This is a genomic window from Pseudomonas linyingensis (genome assembly GCF_900109175.1).
GTDB lineage: Bacteria > Pseudomonadota > Gammaproteobacteria > Pseudomonadales > Pseudomonadaceae > Geopseudomonas > Geopseudomonas linyingensis.
Genome location: NZ_FNZE01000003.1, coordinates 343,596 through 361,501, shown reverse-complemented (window position 1 = coordinate 361,501; position 17,906 = coordinate 343,596). Strand labels below are relative to the sequence as shown.

Annotated in this window: 16 protein-coding genes; 12 read left to right on the top strand and 4 right to left on the bottom strand. The window is 64.9% G+C overall.

The window, feature by feature from the left end; all coding sequences use genetic code 11:
- The 5 genes from BMZ19_RS05915 to BMZ19_RS05895 form a co-directional block, all read left to right on the top strand.
- Positions 1 to 335: NAD(P)(+) transhydrogenase (Re/Si-specific) subunit beta (locus BMZ19_RS05915; RefSeq protein ID WP_139214638.1), on the top strand; the 335-nt coding region annotated here is incomplete at its 5' end.
- A gap of 54 nt (positions 336 to 389) precedes the next feature.
- On the top strand, positions 390 to 1,517 hold the full coding sequence (gene prpC / locus BMZ19_RS05910; protein ID WP_090308280.1) for a bifunctional 2-methylcitrate synthase/citrate synthase: 1,128 nt from the start codon (positions 390 to 392) through the stop codon (positions 1,515 to 1,517).
- A 123-nt stretch (positions 1,518 to 1,640) separates the two neighbouring features.
- Complete coding sequence (locus BMZ19_RS05905; RefSeq protein WP_090308313.1) at positions 1,641 to 2,423, top strand: SDR family NAD(P)-dependent oxidoreductase; 783 nt, start codon at positions 1,641 to 1,643, stop codon at positions 2,421 to 2,423.
- 400 nt (positions 2,424 to 2,823) lie between these two features.
- Positions 2,824 to 3,036 carry a cold-shock protein gene (locus BMZ19_RS05900; RefSeq protein ID WP_090308277.1) on the top strand — a complete coding sequence of 71 codons (213 nt, stop codon included), beginning with the start codon at positions 2,824 to 2,826 and terminating at the stop codon, positions 3,034 to 3,036.
- A gap of 219 nt (positions 3,037 to 3,255) precedes the next feature.
- Entirely contained in the window at positions 3,256 to 3,678 is a 423-nt protein-coding gene (locus BMZ19_RS05895; protein ID WP_090308274.1) for a DUF6306 domain-containing protein, read from the top strand.
- Positions 3,679 to 3,749: 71 nt separating this feature from the next.
- On the opposite strand, the gene cysS is transcribed toward BMZ19_RS05895, so the two are convergent.
- Both cysS and BMZ19_RS05885 read right to left on the bottom strand, forming a co-directional pair.
- The gene (gene cysS, locus BMZ19_RS05890) at positions 3,750 to 5,135 is read right to left on the bottom strand and encodes a cysteine--tRNA ligase (protein WP_090308271.1); all 1,386 of its coding nucleotides are present in this window, start codon (positions 5,133 to 5,135) and stop codon (positions 3,750 to 3,752) included.
- Positions 5,136 to 5,138: 3 nt separating this feature from the next.
- Positions 5,139 to 6,812, bottom strand: a complete 1,674-nt coding sequence (locus tag BMZ19_RS05885) for a glutamine--tRNA ligase/YqeY domain fusion protein (protein WP_090308309.1) — start codon at positions 6,810 to 6,812, stop codon at positions 5,139 to 5,141.
- Between the two features lie 152 nt (positions 6,813 to 6,964).
- Here BMZ19_RS05885 and BMZ19_RS05880 point away from each other — a divergent pair, with 152 nt between their 5' ends.
- The 5 genes from BMZ19_RS05880 (at position 6,965) to BMZ19_RS05860 (ending at position 12,803) form a co-directional block, all read left to right on the top strand.
- Entirely contained in the window at positions 6,965 to 7,462 is a 498-nt protein-coding gene (locus tag BMZ19_RS05880; RefSeq protein WP_090308268.1) for a peptidylprolyl isomerase, read from the top strand.
- A 4-nt stretch (positions 7,463 to 7,466) separates the two neighbouring features.
- A complete protein-coding gene (gene lpxH, locus BMZ19_RS05875; protein ID WP_090308265.1) occupies positions 7,467 to 8,192 on the top strand; it encodes a UDP-2,3-diacylglucosamine diphosphatase in 726 nt (241 codons plus the stop codon).
- Between the two features lie 195 nt (positions 8,193 to 8,387).
- Positions 8,388 to 10,106: a type I secretion system permease/ATPase gene (locus BMZ19_RS05870; protein ID WP_090308262.1), complete on the top strand. Its 1,719-nt coding sequence runs from the start codon at positions 8,388 to 8,390 to the stop codon at positions 10,104 to 10,106.
- 6 nt (positions 10,107 to 10,112) lie between these two features.
- Positions 10,113 to 11,459 (top strand): HlyD family type I secretion periplasmic adaptor subunit, encoded by a 1,347-nt coding sequence (locus tag BMZ19_RS05865; protein WP_090308259.1) that lies wholly within the window; start codon positions 10,113 to 10,115, stop codon positions 11,457 to 11,459.
- On the top strand, positions 11,460 to 12,803 hold the full coding sequence (locus tag BMZ19_RS05860) for a TolC family outer membrane protein (RefSeq protein WP_090308256.1): 1,344 nt from the start codon (positions 11,460 to 11,462) through the stop codon (positions 12,801 to 12,803).
- Between the two features lie 13 nt (positions 12,804 to 12,816).
- Here the strand turns inward: BMZ19_RS05860 and BMZ19_RS05855 are convergent, their stop codons facing one another.
- Complete coding sequence (locus BMZ19_RS05855) at positions 12,817 to 13,419, bottom strand: MiaE family protein (RefSeq protein WP_090308254.1); 603 nt, start codon at positions 13,417 to 13,419, stop codon at positions 12,817 to 12,819.
- 140 nt (positions 13,420 to 13,559) lie between these two features.
- Here BMZ19_RS05855 and BMZ19_RS05850 point away from each other — a divergent pair, with 140 nt between their 5' ends.
- Complete coding sequence (locus BMZ19_RS05850; RefSeq protein ID WP_090308251.1) at positions 13,560 to 14,426, top strand: universal stress protein; 867 nt, start codon at positions 13,560 to 13,562, stop codon at positions 14,424 to 14,426.
- Between the two features lie 60 nt (positions 14,427 to 14,486).
- On the opposite strand, the gene BMZ19_RS05845 is transcribed toward BMZ19_RS05850, so the two are convergent.
- A complete protein-coding gene (locus BMZ19_RS05845) occupies positions 14,487 to 14,963 on the bottom strand; it encodes a DUF1289 domain-containing protein (RefSeq protein WP_090308249.1) in 477 nt (158 codons plus the stop codon).
- A 329-nt stretch (positions 14,964 to 15,292) separates the two neighbouring features.
- Between BMZ19_RS05845 and acnB the strand changes: the two genes are divergently transcribed.
- Positions 15,293 to 17,902 carry a bifunctional aconitate hydratase 2/2-methylisocitrate dehydratase gene (acnB, locus tag BMZ19_RS05840; RefSeq protein WP_090308246.1) on the top strand — a complete coding sequence of 870 codons (2,610 nt, stop codon included), beginning with the start codon at positions 15,293 to 15,295 and terminating at the stop codon, positions 17,900 to 17,902.
- Positions 17,903 to 17,906 lie beyond the last annotated feature (4 nt).

Below are 17,906 nucleotides of genomic sequence, written 5' to 3'. Positions count from 1 at the left end.
GGCACATGAACGTGCTGCTCGCCGAGGCCGAGGTGCCCTACGAGCAGGTGTTCGAGATGGACGACATCAACGCCGAGTTCGGCCAGACCGACGTGGTGCTGGTGCTCGGCGCCAACGACGTGGTCAACCCGGCGGCGAAGACCGATCCGCACTCGCCGATCGCCGGCATGCCGATCCTCGAGGCGTACAAGGCGCGCACCGTGATCGTCAACAAGCGCTCGATGGCCAGCGGCTACGCCGGTCTGGACAACGAGCTGTTCTACATGGACAAGTCGATGATGGTGTTCGGCGACGCCAAGAAGGTCATCGAGGACATGCTCAAGGCGGTGGAGTAAATCCCCCCCGAAACGTAGCAGCCCTATTCAGAATAAATCCAAGAGGTGATCACCATGGCTGAAGCAAAAGTATTGAGCGGCGCTGGCCTGCGTGGCCAGATTGCCGGACAGACTGCCCTGTCCACCGTAGGCAAGGACGGCGCCGGTCTGACCTATCGCGGTTACGATGTCCGCGAGCTGGCCAAGGACTGTCTGTTCGAGGAAGTCGCCTACCTGCTGCTCTACGGCGAGCTGCCCAACGCCGCCCAGCTGGATGCCTACCTGCAGCGCCTGCAGGGCCTGCGTGACCTGCCCCAGGCCCTGAAGGAAGTGCTCGAGCGCATCCCGGCCGACGCGCATCCGATGGATGTGATACGCACCGGCTGCTCGATGCTTGGCAACCTGGAGCCGGAGCACAGCTTCGACGAGCAACGCGACATCACCGACCGCCTGCTCGCCGCCTTCCCGGCGATCATGTGCTACTGGTACCGCTTCAGCCATCAGGGCGTGCGCATCGACTGCGTCACCGGTGAGGCCGACCTGGGTGGCCACTTCCTCGCCCTGCTGCACGGCAAGAAGCCCAGCGAACTGCACCGCAAGGTGATGAACGTGTCGCTGATCCTCTATGCAGAGCACGAGTTCAACGCCTCGACCTTCGCCGGTCGCGTGTGCGCCTCGACCCTGTCCGACCTGTACTCGTGCGTTACCGCCTCCATCGGCACCCTGCGTGGTCCGCTGCACGGTGGCGCCAACGAGGCGGCGATGGAAATGATTGAGAAGTACGCCTCGCCGGAAGAGGCCACTGCCGGCACGCTGGCCATGCTGGCGCGCAAGGACAAGATCATGGGCTTCGGCCACGCCATCTACAGCGTGTCCGATCCGCGCAACGAGGTGATCAAGGTCTGGTCGAAACTGCTCGCCGAGGAAGTCGGCGACACCGTGCTGTTCCCGGTCTCCGAGGCCATCGACAAGGTCATGTGGGAGCAGAAGAAGCTGTTCCCGAACGCCGACTTCTACCACGCGTCCGCCTACAACTTCATGGACATCCCGACCAAGCTGTTCACCCCGATCTTCGTCTGCTCGCGGGTCACCGGCTGGGCGGCCCACGTGTTCGAGCAGCGTGCCAACAACCGCATCATCCGCCCAAGCGCCGAGTACATCGGCGTCAAACCGCGCACTGTGCCGCTACTGGGCCATCGCTAAGCAGCAAGTTCATGGGGGCAGCACCGGGAAAGAGGCTGGTCGCCCTCGCTTTCCCGGTGTTACTCCCATCCTTTTTCCCGCCGCATGCCGGGACGCATCGAGCAGCTCTTGATGGAGAAGACCATGGATAAAGATTCCGTTCTCGACCGCTTCCGCCTGGATGGGCGCATCGCCCTGGTGACCGGCGCCTCCAGCGGCCTCGGCCGTCACTTCGCCAGGCTGCTGGCGGCAATGGGTGCCGAGGTGCTGGTCGCCGCACGCCGCGCCGACAGGCTCGGCGAACTGGTGGGCGAGATCGAGAGCACCGGCGGCAAGGCCCATGCACTGTCACTGAGCGTGACCGACAGCGCCAGCGTGGTCGCCAGCTACGACCGGGCCGCCGAGGTCGCGGGGGTACCCGACATCATCGTCAACAATGCCGGCGTCAGTGTCAGCAAGCCCATGCTCGAGCAGAGTGAGGACGACTGGGACAACGTGCTCGATACCAACCTCAAGGGCGGCTGGCTGGTCGCAACCGAGGGCGCACGGCGGCTGGTGGCCGCTGGCAAGGGGGGCTGCATCGTCAATATCGCCTCCATCCTCGGTGCGCGGGTTGCCGGGGGCGTCGCACCCTATGCCATCTCCAAAGCCGGAGTGATCCAAGCCACCAAGGCCATGGCGCTGGAGCTGGCGCGCTACAACATCCGCGCCAATGCCCTGCTGCCAGGCTACATCGCCACCGATCTCAACCAGGAGTTCCTCGCCAGCGAGCCGGGCGAGAGACTGCGCTCGCGCATTCCCAGCCGTCGCTTCGGGCAGCCGAACGATCTCGATGGGCCTATGCTACTGCTCGTCTCAGACGCTGGCCGCTCTCTCTCTGGCGCCTGCCTGGCGGTAGACGGTGGGCATCTGGTTAGCTCCCTGTAGTGGTGATATTCGACGACTGTATGCCCTCAATCTCGGTAATGGATGTCGCTCAGCCCCGCCGCACAAGCTCCCACGCCCTTCAGTATCGCCTAGGCACCAGTCGCCACTGACCTACTTGCGTCGTGCATCACGCCCCGCAGGACCCCATAGGAAAGGGTGTTATTACCGCGCCACGCGGTGTTGCTTGCAGGAAGAAAACCGAAAATAAACCTGTACTCCCCGGGAAAACAGTGTAAGGTGGCCTCGCTGTGCTGCAATTGTCACCGTGATTCGCGACTTGGTGTTCTGATTTCGATCGTTTCATCTCCTCGGCTCCACTTGCTATCGCAACTCAGTAGTAACTCTGGTCATTCATTATGACCACCAGAGTCACCCTACCCTTACACCCTGGAGATACACCATGTCCAATCGCCAAACCGGTACCGTCAAGTGGTTCAACGATGAAAAAGGCTTCGGCTTCATCACCCCGGCTGACGGCAGCGCTGACCTGTTCGTTCACTTCCGCGCCATTCAGAGCGACGGCTTCAAGAGCCTGTCCGAAGGCCAGAAGGTAAGCTTCGTTGCAGCCAAAGGCCAGAAAGGCATGCAGGCTGAAGAAGTACGCGTAGACTAAGGTCAAGCGTATTTAAAAAGAGCCCCGCAATGCGGGGCTTTTTTGTGCCTGCAATTTCTCTCCCAAGCCCGATCGACCAGCCGCAACCCTGGCGGCCCCCTCTTCTGCAACAGCAGCGAACGTGAACACGGAAAGCCCGCCACCGCAGCAAACCGGCTACCCTGTCCGGCAGGACACGCCGCCAACCCCGGCACCCCGCCAGAACCCAGGAGCCCCGCCATGAACGACTCAGCCCACCGCACCCTCAGCACCGAAGACGAGGCCGCACTGCTGCAGACTCTGCTCAGCGCCGAACGCGCAGGCGCCAAGGTTGCCGGCGAAAGTCTGCGCCAGGCCAGCGACCCGAAACAGCGCGACCTGCTGCAGCAGGTCCTCAAGGGTGAAGGCGACAGCTGTCTGCACCTGCTGACCTGCCTCAGGCATCTGGGCCTGGAGCCCAACCGTGAAACCGGCGACTTCTACGACAAGGCCATGGCCATCGAGTCACTGGAGGAGCGTCTGCTGTTCGTCGACAAGGGCCAGCAGTGGGTGATCCGCAAGCTGCGGGAATACCTGCCGGGTTGCGACGATGCGCTGATCCGCAGCGAGCTGGAGCAGATGCTCAAGATCCACGAAGAGAACAGCGCGGCAGCGCAGGGCTGATCCCCACCCTTTCCGCTCCACCAACAAAAAGGGCCGCCTCGCGGCAGCCCCTTTCGGCACATCGGAACGACTTACTCAGCCAGACGCCAGGTGGTGCCACCCTTGCCGTCTTCCAGCACCACACCCATGGCGGTGAGCTGGTCGCGGATGCGGTCGGACTCGGCCCAGTTCTTCTCGGCACGCGCCTGTAGCCGCGCGGCAATCAGCGCTTCCACCTCGGCGGCGTCGACCTTGCCCTCGGCACCGGCCTGCAGGAAGGCGTCGGGGTCGAGCTGCAGCACGCCGAGCACGCCGGCCAGCTCCTTGAGGCGCGCAGCCAGCGCGGCGGCAGCGGCGAGATCCGACTCGCGCAGGCGGTTGACCTCGCGGATCATCTCGAACAGCACCGCGCAGGCTTCCGGCGAATTGAAGTCGTCGTCCATCGCCGCGCCGAAACGGGCGACGAACTCCTCGCCACCGGCAGGCTTAGCGTCCGGCAGTCCCTTGAGGCCGTTGTAGAAGCGCTCAAGCGCGCCCTTGGCCTCGCGCAGGCTGTCCTCGGAGTAGTTGATCGGGCTGCGGTAGTGGCTGGATACCAGCAGGTAGCGCACCACCTCGGGGTGGTACTTCTCCAGCACCTCGCGGATGGTGAAGAAGTTGCCGAGGCTCTTGGACATCTTCTCGCCGTCGACGCGCACCGCGCCGGCGTGCATCCAGGCGTTGGCGTACAGCTTGCCGGTGGCCGCCTCGCTCTGCGCGATCTCGTTCTCGTGGTGGGGGAACACCAGGTCCGGGCCGCCGCCGTGGATGTCGAAGGTCTCGCCCAGGCAGCAGGTGGACATCACCGAGCACTCGATGTGCCAGCCCGGCCTCCCGGGGCCCCAAGGCGACTCCCAGCTCGGCTCGCCCGGCTTGGCGCCCTTCCACAACACGAAGTCGAGCGGATCTTCCTTGGCCTCGTCGACCTCGATGCGCGCGCCGATCTTCAGGTCCTCGATCTTGCGCCTTGAGAGCTTGCCGTAGCCCTCGAACTTGCCGACCCGGTAGTAGACGTCGCCGTTGCCTGGGGCATAGGCGAAGCCCTTGTCGATCAGGGTCTGGATCATCGCGTGCATGCCGGCGATATAGTCGGTGGCGCGCGGCTCGAGGTCCGGACGCAGCACGTTGAGGCGCGCCTCGTCCTCATGCATGGCGGCGATCATCCGTCCGACTAGATCCTGGAACGACTCGCCGCTCTCGTTGGCGCGCTTGATGATCTTGTCGTCGATGTCGGTGATGTTGCGCACGTAGGTCACGTCGTAGCCGCGATGGCGCAGCCAGCGGGTGACCACGTCGAACGCCACCATCACCCGTGCATGGCCGATGTGGCAGAAGTCGTACACGGTCATGCCGCACACGTACATGCGGACCTGATTGTCCACCAGTGGCGTGAAGGCTTCCTTCGTCTTGCTCAGAGTGTTGTAGATCGACAGCGCCATGAATCAAGCCCCCCAGGAGTCGCGCAGGGTAACAGTGCGATTGAACACCGGCGCGCCCGGCTGACTGTCCTTGGAGTCGGCGCAGAAGTAGCCTTCGCGCTCGAACTGGAAGCGCTCTTCCGGCTGTGCATTGGCCAGCGACGGCTCGGCGCGGCAACCCTTGAGCACCACCAGCGACTCCGGATTGATGTTGTCGAGGAAGCTGCCGCCCTCCTCATCCGCCTTCTCCGGGCTGGCCGAGCGGAACAGGCGATCGTACAGACGCACCTCGCACTCCACGCTCTCGGCGGCTGGCACCCAGTGGATCACGCCCTTGACCTTGCGGCCTTCCGGGTTCTTGCCCAGGGTGTTCTCGTCGTAGCTGCAGCGCAGCTCGACGATATTGCCTTCGGCATCCTTGATCGCCTCGTCGGCGCGGATCACGTAGCTGCCGCGCAGGCGCACTTCGCCGCCGGGGATCAGGCGCTTGTAGCCCGCCGGCGGCACTTCCTCGAAATCGCTGGCATCGATGAAGATCTCGCGGGAGAACGGCAGCACGCGCACGCCCATGTCCTGCTTGGGATGGCGCGGCAGCTCGAGGTTCTCGACCTGGCCTTCCGGGTAGTTGGTGATCACCACCTTGAGCGGCTTGAGCACGCACATGGCGCGCGCGGCGTTGGCGTCGAGGTCCTCGCGGATGGCGAATTCCAGCATGCCGATATCCACCAGACCGCCGGCGCGGTTGACGCCGATCAGGTCGCAGAAGTGGCGGATCGAGCCCGGGGTGTAGCCGCGGCGACGGTAGCCGCTCAGGGTCGACATGCGCGGATCGTCCCAGCCATTGACGTGACCTTCATCGACCAGCTGCTTGAGCTTGCGCTTGCTGGTGATGGTGTAGTTCAGGTTGAGACGGGCGAATTCGTACTGGCGCGGCTGCGCCGGCACCGGCAGGTTGGCCAGGAACCACTCGTACAGCGGGCGGTGATCCTCGAACTCCAGGGTGCAGATCGAGTGGGTGACCCCCTCGATGGCGTCCGACTGGCCGTGGGTGAAGTCGTAGCTCGGGTAGATGCACCACTTGTCGCCGGTCTGGTGGTGATGGGCGTGACGGATGCGATAGAGGATCGGGTCGCGCAGGTTCATGTTCGGCGACGCCATGTCGATCTTGGCGCGCAGCGCGCGGGCGCCGTCGGGGAATTCGCCGGCCTTCATGCGCGCGAACAGGTCGAGGTTCTCCTCGACATTGCGCTCGCGGAACGGGCTGTTCTTGCCCGCCTCGGTCAGGTTGCCGCGGTAGGCACGTGCCTCGTCCGGCGACAAGTCGCAGACGTAGGCCTTGCCGGCCTTGATCAGGTGCACGGCCCAGTCGTACAGCTGGTCGAAGTAGTTGGAGGCGTAACGCTCCTCGCCGGCCCACTGGAAGCCCAGCCACTCAACGTCCGCCTTGATCGCGTCAATGTATTCCTGGTCTTCCTTGGCCGGGTTGGTGTCGTCGAAGCGCAGGTTGCACTCGCCGCCGAATTCCTTGGCCAAGCCGAAGTTCAGGCAGATCGACTTGGCATGGCCGATATGCAGGTAGCCGTTGGGCTCCGGCGGGAAGCGGGTGATGATCTTGGCGTGCTTGCCGGCTTCCAGGTCGGCCTGGACGATCGGGCGGAGGAAGTTCGCGGCAGCGGCGGAAGTCTCGGGCTTGCTCATGGGATCCTTGAACATGTCGGCGCCGGCCAGGGTAGGCCGGCCAATGCAAAGCGCTTATGATAGCGAACCCGTCAAGCCCCTGACAGACACCCGGCAGCAACAACGCCGATCGGTGACGTCCGGGCCCCCTCACCATTCAGCGGAATTTCTTCATGATCAAGCTGCACACCAACCACGGCGTCATCACCCTGCAACTGTTCGCCGACAAGGCCCCGGAAACCGCGGCCAACTTCGAGCAGTACGTGAAAGAAGGCCACTACGACAACACCATCTTCCACCGCGTGATCGGCAACTTCATGATCCAGGGCGGCGGTTTCGAGCCGGGCATGAAGCAGAAGCCGACCCGCGCACCGATCAAGAACGAGGCTGACAACGGCCTGTCCAACAAGGTCGGCACCGTCGCCATGGCCCGCACCATGGACCCGCACTCGGCCAGCGCGCAGTTTTTCATCAACGTGTCCGACAACAGCTTCCTCGACCACACCGCCAAGAACTCCCAGGGCTGGGGCTACGCCGTGTTCGGCGAAGTGGTCGAAGGCATGGACGTGGTCAACAAGATCAAGGCAGTGGCCACCGGCAACCGCTCCGGCCACGGCGACGTGCCGCTGGAAGACGTGATCATCGAGAAGGCCGAAGTCGTCGCCGAGTGATTCGATGAGCGTCCTGTTCATCTCGGACCTGCATCTCGAAGCGGAACGCCCGGACATCGTCCGGGCGTTCCTGCATTTCCTCGACACCCGCGCCGCGGGTGCCGAGGCGCTGTACATCCTCGGCGACTTCTTCGAAGTGTGGGTCGGCGACGACGGCATGGACGAGTTCCAGCGCGCCATTGCCGCCGCCCTGCTCCGCCTGAGCGATAGCGGCACGCGCATCTACCTGATGCACGGCAACCGCGACTTCCTGATCGGCAAGGGCTTCTGTCGCGCGGCCGGCTGCACCCTGCTCAGGGAAGGCAGCGTAGTCGAGCTGTACGGTGAGCCGGTGCTGCTGTTGCATGGCGACAGCCTGTGCACCCGCGACGAGAGCTACCAGCGCCTGCGCAAACGCCTGCGCAACCCCTTCTCCCTGTGGCTGCTGCGCAACCTGCCGCTGGCTACCCGCCACAAGCTGGCGCGCAAGCTGCGCGACGCCAGCCGCCTGCGCACCCGCGAGAAGTCCGCCGAGATCATCGACGTCACCCCCGAGGTGGTGCCGCAGATCATGGCCGAGCGCGACGTGCGCACCCTGATCCACGGCCACACTCACCGCCCCGCCGTGCACAAGCTGCTGGTCGACGGCCAGCATGGCCAACGCATCGTCCTCGGCGACTGGGACCAGCAGGGCTGGGCGCTGGAAGTCGACGCCCAGGGCTATCACCTGGCGCCTTTCCCGCTGAGCTGAGACCCTCGCCAGAGCTGCCACAGGCCTGCCAGGCCATGCTCCTCGGCCACTCCAGCCCTGCACCGGGACAAACCTCTGCATAGCGGAAGCCTCGAAGTCCATCTATACCTTGTGAGGAATCTTTATTTGCCCCTGCGCGAGATCCAGGGTGCTTTTGCACGGCCACTCAGCCACCTGCAGTACCGGAGGATCTCAATGGATCTGTTGTCATCCCCCCGCTCCGAGCTAGCTGAGACACTGTTCCGCCTGCGTCGGACCTTTTACGCCCTGGCCGCCTTCAGCGGGGTGATCAATTTGCTGATGCTGACGCCGGCGGTGTACATGCTGCAGGTCTACGACCGCGCCCTGGTCAGCAGTAATGTCACCACCCTGCTGATGCTGACCCTACTGGTGGTCGGCCTTTACATTTTGATGGGAATGCTGGAGATGGTGCGCTCCAGCGTGCTGATCCGCGTCGGCAACCGACTCGACATGATGCTTAACCAGCGCGTGTTCACCGCTGCCTTCGAGCGCAATTTGCGCCGCGCTGGCGGCAACCCCTCTCAGGCCCTGCAGGACCTGTCCCAGGTGCGCCAGTTCCTCACCGGCAACGGCTTGTTCGCCTTCTTCGACGCGCCATGGACGCCCATCTATCTGGTGGTGATCTCCCTGGTTCACCCCCTGCTCGGGGTCATTACCCTGATCGGCTCTCTGCTGCTGGTCGGCCTCGCCTGGCTGACCGAGACCAGCACGCGCAAACCGCTGGCCGAGGCCAACCAGGCAGCCATGACCTCCGCCGCCTATGCCAACAACAACCTGCGCAACGCCGAGGTCATCGAGGCCATGGGCATGCTGCCGGCCATCCGCCAGCGCTGGTTCGGCAATCACCTGCGGATCCTCGAACTGCAGAGTCTGGCCTCCGACCGAGCCGCCTGGATCACCGGCCTGACGCGCTTCGTGCGCATCACCCTGCAGTCGCTGATTCTCGGTGCCGGCGCGCTACTGGCGATCCAGGGCGAGATCACCCCGGGAATGATGATCGCCTGCTCCATTCTTGGCGGTCGCGCCCTGGCGCCGGTCGAGCAGGCGATCGCGACCTGGAAGCAGCTGCTGTCCAGCCGCACGGCGTGGGCACGGCTGTCAGCCCTGCTGCAGGACTTCCCGGCACGCAAGGAGTCGATGCCGCTGCCCAAGCCCACCGGAATACTCAGCGTGGAAGGCGCCTTCGCCAATGCACCGGGCACCAACCTGCCGATCCTGCGCGCCATCAGCTTCAACCTGTCGCCCGGCGAAGCGCTGGGCGTGATCGGCCCGTCCGCCTCAGGCAAGTCGACCCTTGCCCGCCTGCTGGTCGGCATCTGGCCGGCCCAGGCCGGCAAGGTACGCCTGGACGGCGCCGACGTGTTCCAGTGGAACAAGGAGGAGCTCGGCCCCTGGCTGGGCTACCTGCCGCAGGATGTCGAGCTGTTCGAGGGCACCATCGCCGAGAACATCGCCCGCTTCGGTGAAGTAGACGGCGACGCGGTGATCCAGGCCGCCCGCCAGGCCGGCGTGCACGAGATGATCCTGCGCCTGCCGCAGGGTTACGACACCCGCCTGAGCGCCGACGGCGGGGCGCTGTCCGGCGGGCAGAAACAGCGCGTCGCCCTGGCCCGCGCACTGTACGGCGATCCGTCGTTGATCGTCCTCGACGAGCCGAATTCGAGCCTCGACGATGTCGGCGAGGCTGCCTTGATCCAGGCCCTGAGCGACCTGAAGCGGCGCGGCAAGACCCTGGTGCTGATCTCGCACCGGCCGACGGTGCTGAACATCGTCGACAAGATCCTGCTGCTGCGCGAAGGCACGGTGAACATGTTCGGCAACCGCGACGAGGTGTTTGCCGCCCTGCGCCAGGCCAGCGCGGCCCCCCTCACGTCGGTCAAGACCAAGGAGTGACGAGTCATGTCGGATCTGGGGGGAGAACACAAAAGCCTGGCGCTGCCGGGCAGTGAGCGGGTGATCGACGTCGACGATGGCCGCCCACGCCGCTGGGGAGTGTGGCTGGTAGTCGTCGGCTTTGGCGGCTTCCTGCTCTGGGCCAGCCTGGCGCCACTGGATGCCGGGGTGGTAGCCAATGCCACGGTCAACGTCACCGACAACCGCAAGACCATTCAGCACCTGAGCGGCGGCACCGTCGGCACCATCCTGGTCCGCGAAGGCGACCGGGTGAAGCGCGACCAGCCGCTGATCGAGCTCGACCAGACCCGTGCCATCGCCGAGCAGGGCGTGGTCAGCGCCCAGTACATCGTGGCGCGAACCGTGGAGAATCGCCTGCAGGCCGAGCGGGACGACCTGGACAAGGTGACCTTCGACCCCGAGTTGCTCACCCGCTTCGCCGGCGACCCGCGCCTGCAGGAAGCGACCACCCTGCAGCAGCGCCTGTTCACCACCCGCCGCGCGGCCCTGACCGGCGAGGCCGGCATCCTGCGCGAGAACATTCGCGGCGCCGAGGAGCAGCTCAAGGGCCTGCGCCAGGTACAGGCGGCACGCAGCGCGCAGATCAGCTTCCTCGCCCAGGAACTGGACGGCGTGCGCAACCTCGCCGCCGAGGGCTACGTCGCGCGCAACCGCATGCTCGAACTAGAGCGCAGTGCCGCCGACCTGAACGCCCAGCGGGCGCAGAGCGTGGCCGATATCGGCCGCACCCACAACCAGATCGCCGAGCTCAAGCTGCGCATCCTGCAGCTCGAGCAGGATTATCAGAAGGAGGTGCAGTCGCAGCTGACCGAGGCGCAGAAGGAGGTCACCGCCCTGGCCGACCGCCTGCGTTCTCTGGACTACGAGGTGGCGCACACGGTAATCCGCTCGCCGATCGACGGCGTGGTGCTCGGTCTCAACGTTTCCACTATCGGCGGCGTGATCCAGCCGGGCGCGGAGCTCATGAGCGTGGTGCCCGGCGACGAGCCACTGCAGGTGGACGCCATGATCCCGGTGCAGGCCATCGACAAGATGGCGCCGGGCCTGCCGGTGGATATCACCTTCCCCGCCTTCAACCATGCCCAGACGCCGAATATTCCCGGCCGTGTGCTCACCATCGCGGCCGACCGGCTGATAGATGAAGCCAGCAAGGAGCCCTACTACCTGGCCCAGGTCGAGGTCACCGAAGAAGGCATGGAGATGCTCGGCAACAACCAGATCCGTGCCGGGATGCCAGCCACGGTGATCATCAAGACGGGGGAGCGCAACCTGTTGAGCTACCTGCTCAAACCGCTGCTGGCTCGCATCGACAGTGCCTTCAAGGAGCAATGAATGGCCGTTCGTCTCGCCCTCGCCTGCCTGGCCGGCTTGGCCAGCCTGCCCGCCAGCGCCCTCGATCTGCAGCAAGCCTGGGAACTCCTGCAAGCCCAGGGCCCCACCTATCGCGCCGCGGTGCACGAGCGTGACGCCGGACTGGAGAACCGCGCCATCGGCCGGGCCGGCCTGCTGCCGCAACTCAGTGCCAGCGCCAGCCGCAGTCGGGTGGACGGCACGCGCGAAGAGAAGGATTTTTTCGGCCGCAATGTCGAGAGCGACCTCGACTACGACGCGGAAGCCTACATCGTGCGTCTGCGCCAGCCGCTGTACAACCGGGAGAAGTTCGCCGAGTACCGCCAGGGCAAGCAACGCGCCGACTACAGCGAGGCGGTGTTCGACGCCACGACGCAGCAGGTGGCGGTGACCCTGACCGGCCGTTATTTCGACGTACTGCTGACCCGCGAGACCATCGACCTGGCAACGGCCAAGCTCAAGGCCTTCGAGCAGCAGGTCGCCGCGACGCAGCGACGCTTCGACCTGGGCGACGGCACCATCACCGACGTCGACCAGGCGACCGCACGGCGCGACCTGGCCCAGGCCGAGCTGATCGAGGCGCAGGACCACCAGGTCGTCGCCCTGCGCCGGCTGCAGGAGATCATCGGCCAGGTGCCGGAAAACCTCGCCACCCTGCGCCAGGACTTCCCGACACCAGTCCTGCAGCCCGCCAGCCTGCAGGACTGGCTGAGCCAGGCCAAAGCCAACAACCCGAGCCTGCGCGCCCAGCAGTTCAATCACGGGCTGGCGGCAGAGGAAGTCAACCGGGCCAAAGGCGGGCACTGGCCGACCCTGGATCTGGTGCTGGGCTATACCGACAGCGACAGCGACTCGGTCTCCACCATAGACCAGCAGAACCGCTATGCCTCGGCCGGCGTGGAGCTGAACATGCCGCTGTACGCCGGTGGCGGGGTCAGCGCCCGCGTGCGCCAGGCCGTCGCCAGCCGCGAACAGGCCGGCGAGGAGCTGAACGCCACCCGCGAGGAAGTGCTCTCGGTCACCACTCGCGAGTTTCGCGGCGTGAAGAGCGGCGAGACGCGCATCCGCGCACTGGAGCGGGCGGTGGCTTCCAGCGAGCGGGCCCAGGACTCGGCGCGCAAGAGCTTTCTCGCCGGTTCCAGCACCAACCTCGACATCCTCAATGCCGAGGAACAAGTGTACATCGCACGCCGCGACCTGCTCGAAGCCAAGCTGCGCTACCTGCAGGCCCGCCTGCAGCTGGCCGCCGCCGTGGGCCTGCTCGGCGAGGATGACATCCTGCAGGCCAATACCTATCTCGGCCCTGCGCTGGCCCTCAACAACTGAACAGCGCCGGGACTCAGGCCGCTGCGCCGCTGTGGAAGCGGAACTCCTTGTCCGGCGTGAGGATCGCCTCGCGTTCGATCTCGGCGAAGAACGCCACCCGCTCGTCGATGGGTTCGCCGGCATACTGCTGAGCCATCTTCAGGTAGTCCTGATAGTGGCGCGCCTCGGACTTGAGCAGCGAGATGTAAAACTTGCCCAGCTCCTCGTCCAGATAGGGCGCCAGCCGGTAGAAGCGCTCGCAGGAGCGCGCTTCGATGTAGGCGCCGACGATCAGGGTGTCCACCAGCTTGCCCGGCTCGTGCTTGCGGATGTGCGCGTGCAGGCGCTGGGCATACTGCGAAGCGCTGACCGGCCGGTAGGCCACGCCACGCTTCTTCATCAGTTCGGCGACCTGCTCGAAATGACGCAGCTCCTCGCGCGCCAGGCGTGACAGCTTGTATTGCAGGTCCTCCTTCTCGACGTAGCGATACAGCAGAGTCAGCGCCGTACTGGCAGCCTTCTTCTCGCAATTGGCATGATCGATCAGCAGGATCTCGGGATGCTGCAGCGCCTGGTCGATCCAGGCCTGGGGGGTCGGGCAGAGCAGGAAGCTCTCGATCTCGGGAAGCAGGGACATGGCAATCCGGCTAGTCTTGGAAAGCCGGCCATTATACGGGCGCTGGCTGAGACGAGCATGTCTGCCGCTTGACGCATATCAAGCGGCGCGTGGCGGTTCTGCGTCTAGAGTGAAGTCGAATGCCATACAGGGAGACGACCATGCAAGAGATCCGCAGCATCCTGGTAGTACTGGAGCCCGACCAGCCGGACGGGCTGGCGCTCAAGCGGGCTCGGCTGATTGCCGGCGCCACGCAATCCGAGCTCCACCTGGTGGTTTGCGACGGACAGCAGGATCACGGAACCTGGCTCGGCGAGCTCGCCGACACCCTGCGCGAGGAAGGCTACAGCGTCTCGACCCGCCAGGACTGGCAGGAGAGCTCCCACCAGACCATCATCGCCGCCCAGCAGGCCGAAGGCTGCGGCCTGGTAATCAAGCAGCACTACCCGGACAACCCGCTGAAGAAGGCCCTGCTCACCCCGGACGACTGGAAACTGCTGCGCTACTGCCCCTGCCCGGTGCTGCTGGTCAAGACCGACCGTCCGTGGACCGGCGGCAATGTGCTGGCGGCGGTGGACGTGGGCAACGACGACCCCGAGCATCGCACCCTGCATGCCAGCATCGTCTGCCATGCCCACGATGTCGCCCACCTGGCCAAGGGCGAACTGCACGTACTCAGCGCCCACCCGGCGCCGCTGCTGTCCGCCGCCGACCCGACCTTCCAGCTGCGCGAAACCATCGCCGCGCGATACCGCGAGTCCTGCCAGCGCTTTCAGGACGAGTACGGCCTGAGCAACCATCAACTGCACATCGCCGAGGGGCCGGCCGACCTGCTGATTCCGCAGATGGCGCTGCAACTGGATGCGGTGGTCACGGTGATCGGCAGCGTGGCGCGCACCGGTCTGTCCGGCGCACTGATCGGCAACACCGCCGAAGTGGTGCTGGACGTGCTGGAAAGCGACGTGCTGGTGCTCAAGCCGGACGATATCTGCGACCAGCTGGAGAAGCTGATCGAGGAACAGGCCTGAAGCAGATTCATCTGCGACCCTGTCGCGAATGAGTTCGCGCCTCCATCAGCGGCGGCGCTATCAGACCCGACTCTCCACGCCCTCCACCAGGAAGCGCGGCGCGATGTAGCGCTGGTAGTGCGCCTCGGAGAGCAGGAAGTACTCGCGATCGATGGCATCGCGCAGTTCGGGAAGGCTGCGGTCGCGAAACTCCGGCAGCAGCACGATGCCGTAGGCATCCAGCTGCTGGATCTGCCGCGCGCCGCGGGCGATCAGCAGGTAGGCCCAGCAATACGGCGACTGCTGCGGGGCGAAACGGATCTGCCGCTGCTCGAGCTGTTGACGCAGCAGCGCTGGATCGAACACCTCGAGCTTGGCAGCCATCACCTGTACCAGCAGGCTCTCCAGGCGCAGCAACACCGCGCGCTTTTCCTCTTCGCCGTACAGGTTCCAGTTCACCACTTCATGATGAAAGCGCTTGCAACCGCGGCACACCAGGTCGCCGTAGACCGTGGAACAGAGGCCGACACAGGGGGTCTTGATGCGCTGACTGGACATGACAAATGAGGAGCTGCAACGAAAACAGAGCGGCATGTTAGCCCTTTGTCTAAGCTTGGTCATCCGCCGTCGGCCGGGAGGGTTGCTTAACTTATGCCGGTGTTTCCAGTAGAATCCGCGTGCCTTGTAACAGGCGCCAATGTCCGAAAGAAGCTGTTTTCAAAGCGTCACGAGCACAGTAAACCCGGCAGAAAGCGGTTGGTGGGCGGCGTATCGGTAGACTCGCACCCACCAACACACTTTCGTCACAGTCCGGCGTAAAACTTTGAAAACAGCTTCTGGACGAGAGTCCCGGACTCCCGCATGGGACCACTGATGAGGGTAATACTGTGCTTGAAGCCTACCGCAAACACGTAGAAGAGCGTGCCGCCCAGGGCGTCGTGCCCCAGCCGCTGAACGCCGAGCAGACCGCAGGCCTGGTTGAACTGCTGAAGAACCCGCCGGCCGGCGAAGAAGAATTCCTGGTTGACCTGATCACCAACCGCGTTCCCGCGGGCGTCGACGAAGCCGCCTACGTCAAGGCCGGTTTCCTGTCCGCTGTCGCCAAGGGCGAAACCGCCTCTCCGCTGATCAGCAAGCAGCGCGCTGTCGAGCTGCTGGGCACCATGCAGGGCGGCTACAACATCGCCACCCTGGTCGAGCTGCTGGACAACGCCGAACTGGCCGACGTCGCTGCCGCTCAGCTCAAGCACACCCTGCTGATGTTCGACGCCTTCCACGACGTTTCCGAGCGCGCCAAGAAGGGCAACGCCGCCGCCAAGGCCGTGATGGCTTCCTGGGCCGAGGGCGAGTGGTTCACCAACCGTCCGGCCCTGGCCGAAAAGATCACCCTGGCCGTGTTCAAGGTTCCGGGCGAAACCAACACCGACGACCTGTCGCCGGCTCCGGACGCCTGGTCGCGCCCCGACATCCCGCTGCACGCCTTGGCCATGCTGAAGATGGCCCGCGACGGCATCAACCCGGACGTCCCGGGCTCGGTCGGTCCGCTGAAGCAGATGGAAGAGCTGAAGGCCAAGGGCTTCCCGGTTGCCTACGTCGGCGACGTGGTCGGCACCGGTTCCTCGCGCAAGTCCGCCACCAACTCCGTGCTGTGGTTCTTCGGTGACGACATCCCGAACGTGCCGAACAAGCGCGCCGGTGGCTTCTGCTTCGGCACCAAGATCGCCCCGATCTTCTACAACACCATGGAAGACGCCGGCGCCCTGCCGATCGAATTCGACTGCACCAACCTGGCCATGGGCGACGTCATCGACGTGTACCCGTACAAGGGCGAAGTCCGTCGCAACGGCAGCGACGAGCTGGTCACCACCTTCGAACTGAAGACCGAAGTGCTGCTGGACGAAGTCCGCGCCGGCGGCCGTATTCCGCTGATCATCGGTCGCGGTCTGACCGAGAAGGCGCGTGCCGAACTGGGCCTGGCGCCGTCCACCCTGTTCAAGAAGCCGGTTGCTCCGGCCGACAGCGGCAAGGGCTTCTCCCTCGCCCAGAAGATGGTTGGCCGTGCCTGCGGTCTGCCGGAAGGCCAGGGCGTACGTCCGGGCACCTACTGCGAGCCGAAGATGACCACCGTCGGCTCCCAGGACACCACCGGCCCGATGACCCGCGACGAGCTGAAGGACCTGGCTTGCCTGGGCTTCTCCGCCGACCTGGTCATGCAGTCCTTCTGCCACACCGCCGCCTATCCGAAGCCGATCGACGTCGTCACCCACCACACCCTGCCGGACTTCATCATGAACCGCAGCGGCGTGTCCCTGCGTCCGGGCGACGGCATCATCCACAGCTGGCTGAACCGCATGCTGCTGCCGGATACCGTCGGTACCGGTGGCGACTCGCACACCCGTTTCCCGATCGGCATCTCCTTCCCGGCCGGTTCCGGCCTGGTCGCCTTCGCCGCCGCCACCGGCGTGATGCCGCTGGACATGCCGGAATCCGTGCTGGTGCGCTTCAAGGGCAAGATGCAACCCGGTATCACCCTGCGTGACCTGGTGCATGCCATCCCCTACTACGCGATCCAGGCTGGTCTGCTGACCGTCGAGAAGAAGGGCAAGAAGAACATCTTCTCCGGCCGCATCCTCGAGATCGAAGGTCTGGACGGTCTGACCGTCGAGCAGGCCTTCGAGCTGTCCGACGCCTCCGCCGAGCGTTCCGCTGCCGGTTGCGCCATCAAGCTGCCGGAAGAGGCCATCGCCGAGTACCTGAAGTCGAACATCACCATGCTGCGCTGGATGATCGGCGAAGGCTACGGCGATGCCCGCACCCTGGAGCGTCGTGCCCAGGCGATGGAAGCCTGGCTGGCCGATCCGAAGCTGCTGGAAGCCGACAAGGACGCCGAATACGCGGCCGTGATCGAGATCGACCTGTCCGAAGTGACCGAGCCGGTTCTCTGCGCGCCGAACGACCCGGACGATGCCCGCCTGCTGTCCACCGTTGCCGGTCAGAAGATCGACGAAGTGTTCATCGGTTCGTGCATGACCAACATCGGTCACTTCCGCGCTGCCGGCAAGCTGCTGGACAAGGTCAAGGGCGGCATCCCGACCCGTCTGTGGCTGGCTCCGCCGACCAAGATGGACGCTCACCAACTGACCGAAGAAGGCTACTACGGCATCTACGGCAAGGCTGGCGCGCGCATGGAAATGCCGGGCTGCTCGCTGTGCATGGGTAACCAGGCGCGCGTACAGACCGGTTCGACCGTGGTGTCCACCTCGACCCGTAACTTCCCGAACCGTCTGGGCGACGCCACCAACGTGTTCCTGGCTTCGGCCGAGCTGGCGGCTGTGGCCTCCATCATCGGCAAGCTGCCGACCGTCGAGGAGTACATGGGCTACGCGAAGAACATCGACAGCATGGCTGCCGACGTTTACCGCTACCTGTCCTTCGATCAGATGGCTGAATACCGTGACGCGGCTGCCAAGGCCAACATCCCGGTCATCCAGGCTTGATCCT